We start from the raw sequence: 13,670 nt of genomic DNA on the forward strand, positions 1-13,670 counted from the left end.
GTCACCGTCGCCGAGAGCGCCGTGCCAAAAGCCGTAGATATTACGGTGCTTTGCGGCGTGCCACTGGCTGCAAGGTTGGCGGGTGGCCCAACAGAACTGCCCGTAGAGGCATTCCCGGTCCCGGTATTGAAGGTGAAGGTAAAACTGAAGGCGCCGCTGCCACCATGTGTCCCGGGGATGGCACAGCCCGCCGTACAATCGAGCACCTGGCCCGCAATGGCCGAACCGTTGACAGTTGCAGAAATCGCATGCCCATCACCCTGATCAAACAATTGAAAACTATGAGTATTTCCACTAGAGCGATTGTCGCCAATGACTATAAAATCCTCAGTCCCATCGGTGGCCCCGCTGGGAATGCTGCTTGTCAAAAGACAATGATTATCCGTGATATTTAGCGCCAACTCCTGCCCATGCGCAGTAAGGTTTGGGCAACTGGCTGTAAAAGCCGCATTGGCCGGTCGGGGCATGCTGATCAAAAAAACCAAACCAAGAATGGCCAGCACAGCAAGCGCGTGCAGCGCCATAATCCATCGCGTCAGTAAAGTACTCATAAAACCCCAATATCCCTATTGCCAAACCCAGGGCGCAAATCTCAGCCCCACGATACAGCCCCCCTGAACCAGCCCCTAACTTTAACCGGTTTTTAATTTTTACAATTTTGAGTTGCGTGAATCCACTAAAAATGCAAGCTTTCCGACAGACCAAACACATTAACACCACACAAACATCGGGCTGTGTTGCGAATTTCATGCAGCATGAGTTGGGTCTTTTTAGCTATTACCACCCCACATTCGGGGTAGCGGAGGTCATAAAAGTGTCAGAACCGTTTCTTGCAGAAGTGCGAATGGTGGGTTTTAATTTTCCGCCTCGAGGCTGGGCCTTTCTGGATGGCCAGATTTTGCCAATCAATCAAAATCAGTCTCTATATTCCATTTTAGGAACCACTTATGGGGGTGATGGCCGCACCACATTCGCCCTGCCGGATCTGCGCGGGCGCACCCCGCTGCATCCGGGAGATGAGAACAGCCTCGGGGCAAAATCCGGGGTCGAAGCTGTGACCCTCTCGCCTGCACAAATCGCCGCCCACAGGCATGATGTCAAAGCGGCTCAGGGCGTTAGCAACTCAGACACGCCAACCAATGCGCTGTTCGCAGATGAGACCGATCCTGACCTGGCCTATCGCGACCTTGAGGCGGCCACACAAACCCCCCTGCGCAGCGGCACCCTGGCCAATGCCGGAGGTGGGCAGGCCCATGAGAACATGCAGCCCTATATCACGCTGAATTTTTGCATCGCCCTGCAAGGGCTGTTTCCTTCCCGCAATTAGACCTCGGAGATTTTTGAATGTCAGAGCCATTTGTAGGTGAAATTCGCATGTTTGCTGGTAATTTCGCCCCTCGCGGATGGGCCTTTTGTGATGGACAGTTATTGGCTGTTTCGCAAAATGATGCCCTGTTTTCCCTTTTAGGAACCACCTATGGCGGAGAGGGGCGCACCACCTTTGGTCTGCCTGACGTGCGCGGCCGCCTGCCGATCCATGCGGGGTCAGGTCCGCGACTTAGTCCGCGAAGGCTAGGCGCAGAAGGTGGCGCTGAAACGGTCACATTGACGGTCAACCAGATGCCCAGCCACCCGCATGAGTTCGTAGCGAACACAGCCGATGCCATGGACATATCCCCGAGAGGAAAAACCATCGCAAAAGGGGTCGGGGTCGCCGCCCTTGCGGCTGCTGCTCAGGACACCAACATGGCCAGCCCTATGGTTTCGGCCACTGGTGGTTCGCGCAGTCATGCCAACCTCATGCCCGCGCTTTGCGTTAATTTTATAATTGCACTCTTTGGCATTTACCCAAGCCGCAACTAGGAGTTAAAAAATGTCGGAACCCTTTATTGCTGAAATTCGAATTTTTGCCGGAAATTTTGCGCCGCGTTCCTGGGCGTTTTGCGACGGCCAATTATTGCCAATTGCCCAAAATACCGCGTTATTTTCCCTTATTGGAACAACCTATGGCGGAGATGGCGTCACAACCACAGCACTGCCGGACCTCCAAGACCGGTCCCCCATGCATCCGGGACGCGGCCCTGGCCTTACGGCGAGGCGCCTTGGGCAAGCCACCGGGGCGGCCGAGGTCACGCTAAATGAGACGCAGATCCCTAATCATAGCCACACTGCAAGAGCCAGCACAAATTCAGGCACCAGCGGCCTTGCGCCAGACACCACCACGTCCCTGGCGAAAAACGGCTTTCTTGACAAGCTTTACAAAACGGGCACCACTGATCCGCTGGTAGACATGTCCCCGGGCATCGTAGTCACAACAGGCGGCAGCCAGCCGCACATCAACCTGCAGCCGTTTCTGGCGATGAATTTCATTATCGCCCTGCAGGGCCTCTATCCGTCTCGCAGCTAGGTGCAATCCGGGCCTGTCTGGCAGACGCGAGGCGACACGGCGCAGCGGAAGCGCTCCAATCAATCTGGGGGTCAAAATCTGGGGGCCCAAAGGCGCGGTCTTTATGCGGCTGCAAAAACCTCTGGCGCGCAGCCTGCAAATTTCAAGGGAGCATTTTGTTGTCAGCGAACACAAAGTCGGTCGACGATCCCCTTCTGGTGACGAAAGGATAACCCTTGACCACACCGCCCTTGACCACACCACCCAGGACGACACTCCCCAAAACTGAACTGCCCAGGCTCAATCACGCGACACCCTACCAGATTGAATTTCGCGCCATCACTGAGGACGACACGGCCTTCCTGTCGAAACTCTACAGATCAACCCGCGAAGCAGAGCTGGCGGAGGTGACCTGGAGCGAGGCGGAAAAGCAGGCCTTTTGCGATATGCAATTTGAGGCCCAGCACAAGCACTACCAACAGCATTACCCGGATGCGCAGTGGCTGGTGATCGAGCGCCACGGGACACCGATTGGGCGACTCTATCTGGAACGCTGGCCCAGGGAACACCGTATCATCGACATTGCGCTGATTCCTGCGGTGCGGGGTCAAGGCATCGGCGGCGCATTGCTGCAGGATCTGCAAGAGAGCGCCACTGCCGACGAGGCCAGAGGTATTGGTGTCCATGTGGAAAAGACCAATCCGGCACTGTCGCTCTATCGCCGTCTTGGCTTCACCACGATAGAGGAGAAAGGCGTTTATGATCTGCTGTTCTGGACGCCGCCCTCCTCTGCTGCAGTGCAAAATCAGGTAAAGACCGCCTCATACTGAATGCCCGCTTGCGCCTGTGCCACCGGCACCAGAAAAACCTCGTGCTCACCAGCCCCTGCGTGGGATATCAGATGAATTTCCTGCCTCAGGGCAGGCGCCGCGGGCCCTTGCCACAAGAGCGAAAAAGCCCCGCCGTCACGCGCGCTGGCCCCCATTCCCTTCACTTCCAGCAGCCTGAGGCTCATGGCGGCATCCTGTGTTTTGACCAGGAACTCCTGCCCCTCGAATTCAGCAAACTGCTCGGCGGTGGCGTCTTTCAAATCAAACATTTTCCCTCTCTCCTTTGGAGCCGTCAGTTCTGATGTTGCCCGCAATACGCCCTCGCAAAAAGTGTATTTACCGTAAAAAATTCACTCTCTGCCTGTGCCGCCCGATCTGTGCCGCCCGATCTGTGCTGTCCGATCTGTGCTGTCCGATCTGTGTCGCCCAAAAATCTGTGTACACATTCCGAAACGCTACAGCTCGCAAAACCGGTTTCGCTGGCATCCACCAGATCACCCTTCCAGCCCCCAGTTAGGGGTCGGGAAACCGGGCTGTCTGGCTGTCTTCACAGGCTAATACGGGGTTTCACAGGCAAATACGGATGCAAATACGCGGTATAGAGGCGCCCTGATTCAAGATCATAATTTCAGGTTATGAATTTTATAAACATTTGCAATTTCCCTTTATATCAATCACCCGATAGGCTTCTGCTATCACCTCAAGGCTGTGATCTGTGATGTCACAGGCACAGCGCTGCCAAGCCAACAAAATTCAGCTCGGAGAGCCAATATGGACGGAAATGACGCCCCAAACGCAAGTGGTTGCCCTGTAATGCACAGTGGTGCCAAAAGCGCGACCCACGGTGTGCGGTCAAACAAAGACTGGTGGCCGAACCAGCTGAATTTGAGCATCCTGCACCAGCATTCAGAAAAATCAGATCCTCTGGGGGCTGATTTCAACTATGCAGAGGCCTTTAAAACGCTGGACCTGAAGGCGCTGAAACAGGATCTCTATGCCTTGATGACGGACAGTCAGGACTGGTGGCCTGCGGACTACGGACATTATGGCGGATTGTTCATCCGCATGGCCTGGCACAGCGCCGGCACCTATCGCACCTCGGACGGGCGTGGTGGCGGCGGCACTGGCAACCAACGCTTTGCGCCGCTGAACTCCTGGCCCGACAACGGCAACCTCGACAAGGCGCGTCGCCTGCTCTGGCCGATCAAACAAAAATACGGCAACGCAATTTCCTGGGCCGACCTGATGATCCTGGCCGGCAATTGCGCCATTGAATCCATGGGTGGCAAGACCTTTGGCTTTGCAGGCGGGCGTGCCGACATCTGGGAGCCCGAAGAAGACATCTACTGGGGCCGCGAGGACGAATGGCTGGCCGACAGCTCGGCACAAAACAGCCGCTACTCGGGCGAGCGTGATCTGGAAAACCCGCTGGCCGCAGTGCAGATGGGTCTGATCTATGTGAATCCGGAAGGCCCGGATGGCGAGCCCAATGTGCTGGCCTCTGGCCAGGACATTCGCGACACCTTTGCCCGCATGGCAATGAACGACGAAGAAACCGTGGCGCTGATTGCCGGCGGTCACACCTTTGGCAAGGCGCATGGCGCCGGCGATGCGGCCCTTGTTGGCCCCGAACCCGAAGCAGCCCCAGTTGAGGCGATGGGCATGGGCTGGCTGTCGTCCTACGGCAGCGGCAAAGGCGGCGACACGATCACCTCTGGTATTGAGGGTGCCTGGACGGCCAATCCGACCCAATGGGACAATGGCTTTTTCGACCTGTTGTTCGGCTATGACTGGAACCTGACAAAAAGCCCGGCCGGCGCCTATATCTGGGAACCAGTGGATGTGCGCGACGAGGACATGGCGCCCGCAGCGCATGATGCCTCAAAGAAGGTCAAGACCATGATGACCACCGCCGATATGGCGCTGCGCATGGATCCTATCTATGGCCCGATTTCCAAACGCTTCCATGAAAATCCAGACCAGTTTGCCGATGCCTTTGCCCGCGCCTGGTTCAAGCTGACCCACCGCGACATGGGGCCCCGCGCCCTCTACCTTGGCGCTGAGGTTCCGGCGGAAGAGCTGATCTGGCAGGACAATGTGCCCGCTGTAGATCACGCGCTGGTCACTGCCGAGGACATTACGGCGCTAAAAGCCGAGATCCTGGCGTCAGGCCTGTCCATCGCAGAGCTGGTGAGCACGGCCTGGGCATCGGCCGCGACCTTCCGGGGTTCTGACAAACGCGGCGGCGCCAACGGCGCGCGGATCCGTCTGAGCCCGCAAAAAGACTGGGCTGCCAACCAGCCCGATCAGCTGGCCAGGGCACTGGGCGTTCTGGAGCGGATCCAGGCCACCTTTAATGAAGCGGTCACGGATAAGAAGATCTCGATGGCCGACCTGATCGTTTTGGCTGGCTCCGCTGCGGTGGAACAGGCCGCGCAGAACGCGGGTCAATCCGTCACGGTGCCCTTTGCACCGGGCCGGACGGATGCCAGCCAGGAGCAGACTGACGTGGACAGCTTTGCCCCGCTTGAGCCCGAGGCAGACGGTTTTCGCAACTTCCAGAAACAGCAGTATAGCATTTCGCCAGAAGAGATGTTGCTGGACAGGGCACAGCTTTTGCCCCTGACGGCACCGGAAATGACGGCGCTGGTTGGTGGATTGCGGGTTCTGGGCGCGAACCATTCGGGCTCTTCCCACGGGGTTTTCACCGCCACGCCCGGCAGCCTGACCACTGACTTCTTTGTCAATCTTCTGGATATGAGCACCAAGTGGGCTCCACAGGAAGATGGCAGCTATGCGGGCACGGATCGCACCACTGGTGCGCCAAAGTGGACCGCCAGCCGGGTAGATCTTGTCTTTGGCTCGAACTCACAGCTGCGCGCCATCGCCGAGACCTATGCGCAGAACGATGCCAAAGCCAGCTTTGTGCAGGACTTTGTTGCGGCTTGGGTCAAGGTGATGAACGCAGATCGTTTTGATCTGACCTAACGGTCCCGCGCAGGCAAAGCGACACGCGGGCAGTCTGCAGCTACAGAGGCTGCAACTACAGACTGCCCGCATATCCTGCCTCGCAGCCCCAGGAAACCCAAACAGCAAGGCCGCGCAATATCTGCGCGGCCTTGCTTCTGTCTGGACAATGAATTGCCTCCTGGTTGGGCAGGGTCAGCTGGTCGGCAAAGATGCGGTTATCGCCAGCTCCAACTTGTCCACCACCTCGGTGATCTGGGCCTCTGAGATGATAAAGGGCGGTGCCAACAGGATATGATCCCCCAGGCGCCCGTCTCGCGTCCCCGACATCGGATAACAGATCAGCCCGGCGTCAAAGGCAGCTTTTTTCACCTTTGCGGCCAGACCAAGACCGGGGTCAAACGGTGTCTTGCCTGCGCGGTCCGAGACCAGCTCAACCCCGCGAAACAAGCCGCGCCCGCGCAGATCGCCCACATGGGGATGGTCGCCAAACCGTTCAACCAGAGCGTCCTGCAGCCTCTCGCCCATTGTCTGGCAGCGCGTGACCAGATCACGGCCCAACATCTGCCCGACCACCGCAAGCCCTGCAGCCGTCGCAACCGGATGGCCAATATAGGTATGGCCGTGCTGAAAGAAGCCACTGCCCCCGGCAATTGCCCCATAGATCTCATCACTGCAAAGCATCGCGCCAATTGGCTGATAGCCCGCGCCCAAGCCCTTGGCGATGCACAGGATATCAGGCGCCACATTGTCCGCCTCGCAGGCAAACAAATGCCCGGTACGGCCCATGCCACACATGACCTCATCCAGAATCAACAGCACACCATATTGGTCGCAGATCTCGCGGATACGTTTGAAATACCCCGCCACCGCAGGCACCGCGCCCGAGGTCGCCCCCACCACCGGTTCCGCCATAAAGGCCATCACCGTTTCCGGGCCAAGACGCAGGATCTCTGCCTCCAGCTCATTGGCGACCCGCTGGCCATAGTCAAACGAGGTCTCGCCCTCGGCCCGGTCGGCATATTCATAGCAGGGCGCAATATGCGAAACGCCAATCAGCAGCGGATCAAACTGTTGCCGCCGCCAGGCATTGCCCCCTGCCGCCAGCGCCCCAAGCGTGTTGCCATGATAGCTCTGCCTGCGGGCAATCAGATGGCGGCGCGCGGGCTCACCCCGCTCCAGGTGATACTGCCGCGCAAGTTTAATCGCGGCCTCCACGGCCTCGGAGCCGCCAGCAACAAAATAGACCCGCTGCAGCGATCCCGGCGCCTTTGAGATCAGCAGATCCGCCAGCGCCTCAGCCGGCTCAGAGGTCAGAAACCCCGTATGGGCAAAAGCCAGCTTTCCCACCTGCGCCTGCACAGCTGCAATCACTGCGGCATCGGAATGCCCCAGACAGGAGACCGCCGCGCCGCCGGAGCCATCAAAGTAGCGCTTGCCATTGGAATCGATCAGATAGCAGCCGTCACCCGCCACGGCGGTGGGCAGCTGGGCCTTGGTGTGGCGTGGAAAGACATGACTCATATGGTAACCTTTCTCAGGATATACCCAGCCCGCCCAGGCCAATTTCAGGGCTGTCGGCGCCAGGTCTCGTGGGTGGCTCTGCTGCCACAACGATGGGACTCTCAGCGCCGGACCTCAAGACCGCAAATTACCTGCGCCTCCCTTTTTTCACAGCACAAAATCTGGCCGGCCACACCGCATCCCAGTCATTCGCCGCCCGGATCTGGCAGCGGCAGGCAGGCTTTTGGCCAGCGGGGTATCAGCCTTTTTATGCCCAAGCGTAAGAATTATTCATTTTATCCAATTGGTTAAAAAAACCCCTTGCGGAAACCATGTCACAGGCACCGCCATGCCAGAACAAACTGGACGGAAACTACGCTATCATCTGGCCCTATAGTATCCGGCAGATTTGGCGTTTCGTTAAAACAGACCGACTCCGGCTGACAGGCAGCTGGCAGACACCCCACTCTTACAAATATGGAAGGACATGTCATGGACGGCACGTTCAACGAAAACGATCTCAGCCGGGTAGTTGCCGCTGACAAGGCCCATGTCTGGCACCACCTGATTCAGCATAAACCCTTTGAAGAAAATGATCCGCGTATCATCGTCGAAGGCAAAGGCATGCGCGTTTGGGATCAGAACGGCAAAGAGTTTTTGGACGCGGTGTCCGGCGGCGTCTGGACCGTCAACGTCGGCTACGGCCGCGAGGAAATCTGCAAGGCCGTCTACAATCAGATGATGAAGCTGTGCTATTTCGCCCAGTCCGCAGGCTCGATCCCCGGCGCACTTTTTGCCGAAAAACTGATCGAAAAGATGCCAGGCATGAGCCGGGTCTATTACAATAACTCTGGTTCCGAGGCGAACGAGAAAGCCTTTAAGATGGTGCGCCAGATCGCCCATAAGAAATACGGTGGCAAGAAGACCAAGATCCTGTACCGCGACCGCGACTATCACGGCTCCACCCTGGCGGCGATGTCCGCTTGTGGCCAGGATGAGCGCAACGCGCAATACGGCCCCTTGCGCCTGATTTCGTCCGCGTGCCCCATTGCATGGAGTACCGCAAGCACGAGCTGGGCCTTGAGCACCTCTCGGGTCGCGACTTCGGCATTGCCGCCGCCAACACCATCGAAGAGGTGATCCTGCGCGAAGGCCCCGAGACCGTGGGCGCGCTCTGCCTTGAACCTGTGACTGCAGGTGGCGGCGTCATTGAGGCGCCCGAAGGCTATTGGGACCGTGTGCAGGAAATCTGCACCCAGTATGACATCCTGCTGCACATCGACGAAGTGGTCTGTGGCGTTGGCCGTACCGGCACCTGGTACGGCTATCAGCACTACGGCATCAAGCCCGATTTTGTCACCATGGCCAAAGGCGTCGCCTCCGGCTATGCCGCCATCGCCGTGCTGGTCACCACCGAAGAGGTCTTTGACATGTTCAAGGACGACGCCTCGGATCCGATGAACTATTTCCGTGACATTTCCACCTTTGGTGGCTGCACTGCAGGACCGGCAGCCGCACTGGCAAACATGCGCATCATCGAAGAAGAAGGCCTGCTGGACAACTGCACTGCCATGGGCGAGCGGATGATGAACAACCTGCTGGCGCTGCAGCAAAAGCACAGCGTCATTGGCGATGTGCGCGGCAAGGGCCTGTTCCTCGGCGCCGAGCTGGTGTCGGATCGAGACAGCAAAGAGCCTGTTGACGAGAAACTCGCCCAGCAGGTCGTGGCCGAGTGTGGCGCTCAGGGTGTGTTGATCGGTGTCACCAACCGGTCCATCCCCGGCAAGAACAACACGCTGTGCTTCAGCCCGGCGCTGATTGTCACTGCCGAGGATATCGACGCGATCACCGATGCGGTGGATAAGGCTCTGACCAAGGTGTTTGGCTAGACGCCGCCCTGCGTCGCAACTGGCCTCGCTAAAAATTGGGCCTCGCTAAAAATTGGGCCAGTGCAAAATTGGGCCGGCCCAATTGGACTGCCGAAATTGGACTGGCTGAAATTGGACTGGCTGAAATTGGACTGGCGAAAAAATCAAAAGGCGGCTCTTTCCCAAGGGCCGCCATTTTTGCATGTCACAACAAAAGACAACCACAACATCAGATAAATGAGGGTATCAATATGTGGGCATCCCCCGTCACACTTTCCGGCACGCAGGTTTCCCTGGCTCCGCTTGCACAGACCCACGCAGAGGATCTCGCCGAGGCAAGCGCCGATGGCAACCTCTCTGCGCTGTGGTACACAATGATCCCCTCCCCGGCCGAGGTCCCGGCTGAGATTGACGGCGGTCTCGCCCTACAAGAGAACGGCAGCATGGTGCCCTTTGCCATTCTCGACGCAACAGGCCGCGCCGTTGGCATGACCACCTATATGAATATCGATGCAGCCAATCAGCGACTGGAAATAGGCTCGACCTGGTATCGCAAATCGCTGCAACGCTCTGGTCTCAATACCGAATGCAAACTGCTGATGCTCAGCCATGCTTTCGAGGGGCTCGGGGCAATCGCGGTAGAATTTCGCACCCATGTGATAAACCATCAGAGCCGACGCGCCATTGAGCGCCTGGGCGCCAGACCCGATGGCATCCTGCGGGCCCATATGAAAATGGCCAACGGCACCATTCGCGACACCGCCGTCTATTCCATCACGGCCTCGGAATGGCCCACCGTGCGGGCACATCTCACGTTTCAGATGGAAAAACACCAGAGTTAGAGCCGTTTTCTCAGCTGCTGCAAACGCAACAGCGCCGCGCATTAGCGCGGCGCCGGGCCCAACGGGAGAGGGGCATTCAGATCAGCTGAAACAAAATGCCCGCAACAATCGCGCCGCTGACCCCTAGCCCCAGATAGGTGATAAAGACCGGCGGCTTCACCAGAGACCAGACCGCTGCCATTGCCGGAATGGAACTCACAGCGCCCGCCACCATAAAGGACATCGCCGCCCCCGCGCTCATTCCCTGCTCCATCAGCCCTGCCAGCAAAGGCGGCGCCACGTATGAGTTCAGATAGGCCGGCATCCCCACCAGCGCCGCCACCGCAATCGGCACCACACCTTCGCCGCCAACCGCCTGTGCGATCAGGTCAGCCGGCACATAGTGCACCAGAATTGCTTCCAGCACATAGGCCAGCGCCAGCCATTTCAGCAGGAACAGCCCGTTGCTGAGAAACTCTGCGCGGAACCGCGCGCGACGCGCCGGGTCCTGCCAGAATTTCCAATGCGGCTTGCCCTCCAGCTTTGGCGCGCCAGAGCAGCAGCTTGAGCAGCTCTGCACCTGCTTCAGCGGATTGGCAAAAGCGCCCTGCCCCATCATAGCCTTGACAAAGAAGCCGCCAAACAGCCCCAGAACAACGGCGATCACCGCCTTGCCGATGGCAAAATTCCAGCCCAGCGCACTGGCCGTGATCAACAGGGTCGGCGGATCTATCAGTGGCGAGGCCAGCCAAAAGGCCATCACCGCCGACAGAGGTGCCCCAAGCGCCAGCAACCCGGCGACAAAGGGGATAACCTCGCAAGAGCAAAACGGCGCCAGGCCGCCAAACACTGCCGCCAGGAATATCATCCGCGTTTCACGCCCGACAAAGGCACGCGCCACCATGACCTCGGCCCCCGTAGCCTTGAGATAGGCCAGCAGCAGCACTGCAAACAGAATATACTGCCCGGTATGGGCCAGCGCGGCCCCGGCAAACAGGATGACCATTTGGAAATTTCCTGGGTCCAGAATCGCAACCGCGATGAGGATCAGCACACTCACCGTCCATGGCGTTCTTAACCAGCCCAGCGCGGGACCGGATGCCTTTGGTGCCGGACCCGATGCGGGGTTTGCGGTGTCTTGTGAGAGATCAGCCATCATTTGCCGCCTTTTTTGCTGCGTCAGCGCAGCATTCGCTGAGGATGAAACCTGCCAGCTGCTCCAACTGGTCAAAATTTGCCCGGTTCAAGATGCTGCGCCCCTGCCGCGTTTGCTGCACAACCTCAGCACCCGTCAGAAATTTGAGGTGATGCGCCAGGGTCGAGGGCGCAATGCCGGTGCGCTCCTGTATTTCCCCCACCGTAAGCCCGGCATGTCCGGCCCGGATCAGGCAGCGCAACACCTGCAGGCGCGCTTCAGATCCCATGGCTGCAAAGCCCTGCGCTGCTTCTTCCCACACCATTTTGCACCTCCATATGATTCTATAAAACTAGTTTTATGGTGATAATCTTCAAAACGCAAGCCTCAGGATATTTTCCCGGCACAGTAAGTCCAGATTGCACCCGCCTTATGTCCAACATAAGGTGCGCGGCATGGCTATATCCGTTGACACCTTTTTCCTGAATTCTGACGCCCAGGGCACCCTGCAGGCGCAGATCCAGGAGATGATCGCCGAGGGTATTCTTTCGGGGCGTTTCCGCGTCGGGGAAAAACTGCCATCCTCGCGCAAACTGGCGCTGCACCTCGGGATCAGCCGCATCACCGTGACGCTGGCCTATACCGAGCTCTTGGCCAATGACTACCTGACCTCGCGCGGCCGGTCCGGCTATTACGTGTCGGACAATGCGCCGGTGCCGCCCAGCTACACACCGCCCGTGCAATCCGAAGAGGCGGTGGACTGGGGCCATATGCTGGTGCGCACCTTTACGGGCGGCGATACCCCGCGCAAAGCCCGCGACTGGCGCAGCTACAAATACCCCTTCATCTATGGCCAGGCGGACCCGTCACTGTTTGACCACGCCAACTGGCGGCTCTGCGCGCTGCGCGCTTTGGGACAAAAGGACTTTGCCGCCCTCACCGACGACTATTTCGACCAGGATGACCCGCTTCTGATCGAATACATCGCCCGCCATACCCTGCCGCGACGGGGTGTGACCGCCAGGCCGGAACAGATCCTGATCACTTTGGGAGCGCAGAACGCGCTCTGGCTCGCCAGCCAACTGCTGCTCAACCGCGGGCGCAAGGCCACCATCGAAGATCCGACCTATTACTCCTTGCGCGACCAGCTACAGCACCTGCGCTGCCAGGTCGATTGCATTCCGGTTGATCGCGACGGGCTGCCGCCGCAGGAAATCCCGGACGACACCGACGTAATTTTTTGCACCCCCAGCCACCAAAGCCCGACAACCGCCACCATGCCAATGGCACGGCGCCGGGAGTTGTTGCAGCGCGCCCATGACATTGATGCCGTCATCGTCGAGGATGACTATGAATTCGAGATGTCATTCCTTGGCGCACCGTCCCCGGCGCTGAAATCGCTCGATTCTGATGGCCGGGTGATCTATGTCGGCAGCTTTTCCAAATCGCTGTTTCCGGGTCTGCGTCTGGGCTACATGGTCGGCTCCGAAGCCTTTATCCGTCAGGCCCGCGCCCTGCGGGCCAATGTGCTGCGCCACCCCCCCGGCCATATCCAGCGCACCGTCGCCTATTTCCTGTCACTTGGTCATTATGATGCCCAGATCCGCCGCACCGCGAAAATTCTGCATGACCGCCGCTGTGTCATTGAGGAAGCGGTGACAGAGCACGGGCTCGATGTGTCTGGGGTTGGCGTCTATGGCGGCTCGTCTCTTTGGATGCGTGGCCCAAATGGCACCGACATGGCCGAGGTCGCTGCAGCCCTGAAACCAGAGAGCGTCATTATTGAACCCGGTGCTCCGTTCTTTTCCAGCGCCAACCGGCAGGCGAATTATTACCGCCTTGGATATTCTTCCATAGCGGCCAATCGCATCGCCCCCGGCCTGGCCCTCTTGGCCAAGGCCCTCAAACAAAGCTGACCCTGGCCGCACAGGCCCACCCACCAATTAAGTAACATAAATGAAGACTTTTTATCTCGATTTTTGACAGATGTCATTGTGAGCCTCTATCCTGTGACCCTTTGAAGCTGCTGAAAGATTTCACTATTCATATCTGGCGGGCCAAATTTGGATCTATCCGCCTCTGAAACTGGCCCTAACTGACCCGGCATAGTCTGCCTAAACCGGTATTAATCCCCGGACATAGACCGGGGCTCTATGCGTC

Annotated in this window: 12 protein-coding genes and 1 pseudogene; 8 read left to right on the forward strand and 5 right to left on the reverse strand. The window is 58.4% G+C overall.

The window, feature by feature from the left end; all coding sequences use genetic code 11:
- The coding region (locus B4968_RS14190) for a hypothetical protein (protein ID WP_206601104.1) at positions 1-524 on the reverse strand (524 nt) is incomplete at its 3' end.
- 320 nt (positions 525-844) lie between these two features.
- Here B4968_RS14190 and B4968_RS14195 point away from each other — a divergent pair.
- From B4968_RS14195 to B4968_RS14210, 4 genes are all read left to right on the forward strand, one after another.
- Positions 845-1,327, forward strand: a complete 483-nt coding sequence (locus B4968_RS14195; protein WP_206601105.1) for a phage tail protein — start codon at positions 845-847, stop codon at positions 1,325-1,327.
- A gap of 17 nt (positions 1,328-1,344) precedes the next feature.
- Positions 1,345-1,863, forward strand: a complete 519-nt coding sequence (locus tag B4968_RS14200; protein WP_083100011.1) for a phage tail protein — start codon at positions 1,345-1,347, stop codon at positions 1,861-1,863.
- Positions 1,864-1,873: 10 nt separating this feature from the next.
- Positions 1,874-2,407: a phage tail protein gene (locus tag B4968_RS14205; protein WP_083100013.1), complete on the forward strand. Its 534-nt coding sequence runs from the start codon at positions 1,874-1,876 to the stop codon at positions 2,405-2,407.
- 215 nt (positions 2,408-2,622) lie between these two features.
- Entirely contained in the window at positions 2,623-3,216 is a 594-nt protein-coding gene (locus B4968_RS14210; protein WP_206601106.1) for a GNAT family N-acetyltransferase, read from the forward strand.
- Here the strand turns inward: B4968_RS14210 and B4968_RS14215 are convergent.
- Positions 3,192-3,485, reverse strand: coding sequence for a DUF6916 family protein (locus B4968_RS14215; protein ID WP_083100016.1), 294 nt, complete (start codon positions 3,483-3,485; stop codon positions 3,192-3,194). The genes B4968_RS14210 and B4968_RS14215 overlap by 25 nt on opposite strands.
- 502 nt (positions 3,486-3,987) lie before the next feature.
- Here B4968_RS14215 and katG point away from each other — a divergent pair.
- Positions 3,988-6,204, forward strand: coding sequence for a catalase/peroxidase HPI (katG, locus tag B4968_RS14220; RefSeq protein ID WP_083100018.1), 2,217 nt, complete (start codon positions 3,988-3,990; stop codon positions 6,202-6,204).
- A gap of 174 nt (positions 6,205-6,378) precedes the next feature.
- Here katG and B4968_RS14225 read toward each other — a convergent pair whose 3' ends face one another.
- Entirely contained in the window at positions 6,379-7,707 is a 1,329-nt protein-coding gene (locus B4968_RS14225; RefSeq protein WP_083100073.1) for an aspartate aminotransferase family protein, read from the reverse strand.
- Positions 7,708-8,178: 471 nt separating this feature from the next.
- Here B4968_RS14225 and B4968_RS14230 point away from each other — a divergent pair.
- Positions 8,179-9,575, forward strand: a pseudogene (locus tag B4968_RS14230) (aminotransferase family protein).
- 230 nt (positions 9,576-9,805) lie between these two features.
- Positions 9,806-10,396: a GNAT family N-acetyltransferase gene (locus tag B4968_RS14235; RefSeq protein ID WP_083100075.1), complete on the forward strand. Its 591-nt coding sequence runs from the start codon at positions 9,806-9,808 to the stop codon at positions 10,394-10,396.
- A gap of 76 nt (positions 10,397-10,472) precedes the next feature.
- Here the strand turns inward: B4968_RS14235 and B4968_RS14240 are convergent, their stop codons facing one another.
- Together B4968_RS14240 and B4968_RS14245 are read right to left on the reverse strand one after the other, a co-directional pair.
- Entirely contained in the window at positions 10,473-11,531 is a 1,059-nt protein-coding gene (locus tag B4968_RS14240; RefSeq protein WP_083100077.1) for a permease, read from the reverse strand.
- Positions 11,524-11,835: an ArsR/SmtB family transcription factor gene (locus B4968_RS14245; RefSeq protein ID WP_083100021.1), complete on the reverse strand. Its 312-nt coding sequence runs from the start codon at positions 11,833-11,835 to the stop codon at positions 11,524-11,526. Before B4968_RS14245 ends, B4968_RS14240 begins: the two co-directional genes overlap by 8 nt.
- 130 nt (positions 11,836-11,965) lie before the next feature.
- Here B4968_RS14245 and pdxR point away from each other — a divergent pair, with 130 nt between their 5' ends.
- Positions 11,966-13,426, forward strand: coding sequence for a MocR-like pyridoxine biosynthesis transcription factor PdxR (pdxR, locus tag B4968_RS14250; protein ID WP_083100024.1), 1,461 nt, complete (start codon positions 11,966-11,968; stop codon positions 13,424-13,426).
- Positions 13,427-13,670 lie beyond the last annotated feature (244 nt).

The sequence above is a fragment of the Pseudophaeobacter leonis genome (assembly GCF_002087335.1).
In the GTDB taxonomy this organism is placed as follows: domain Bacteria; phylum Pseudomonadota; class Alphaproteobacteria; order Rhodobacterales; family Rhodobacteraceae; genus Pseudophaeobacter; species Pseudophaeobacter leonis.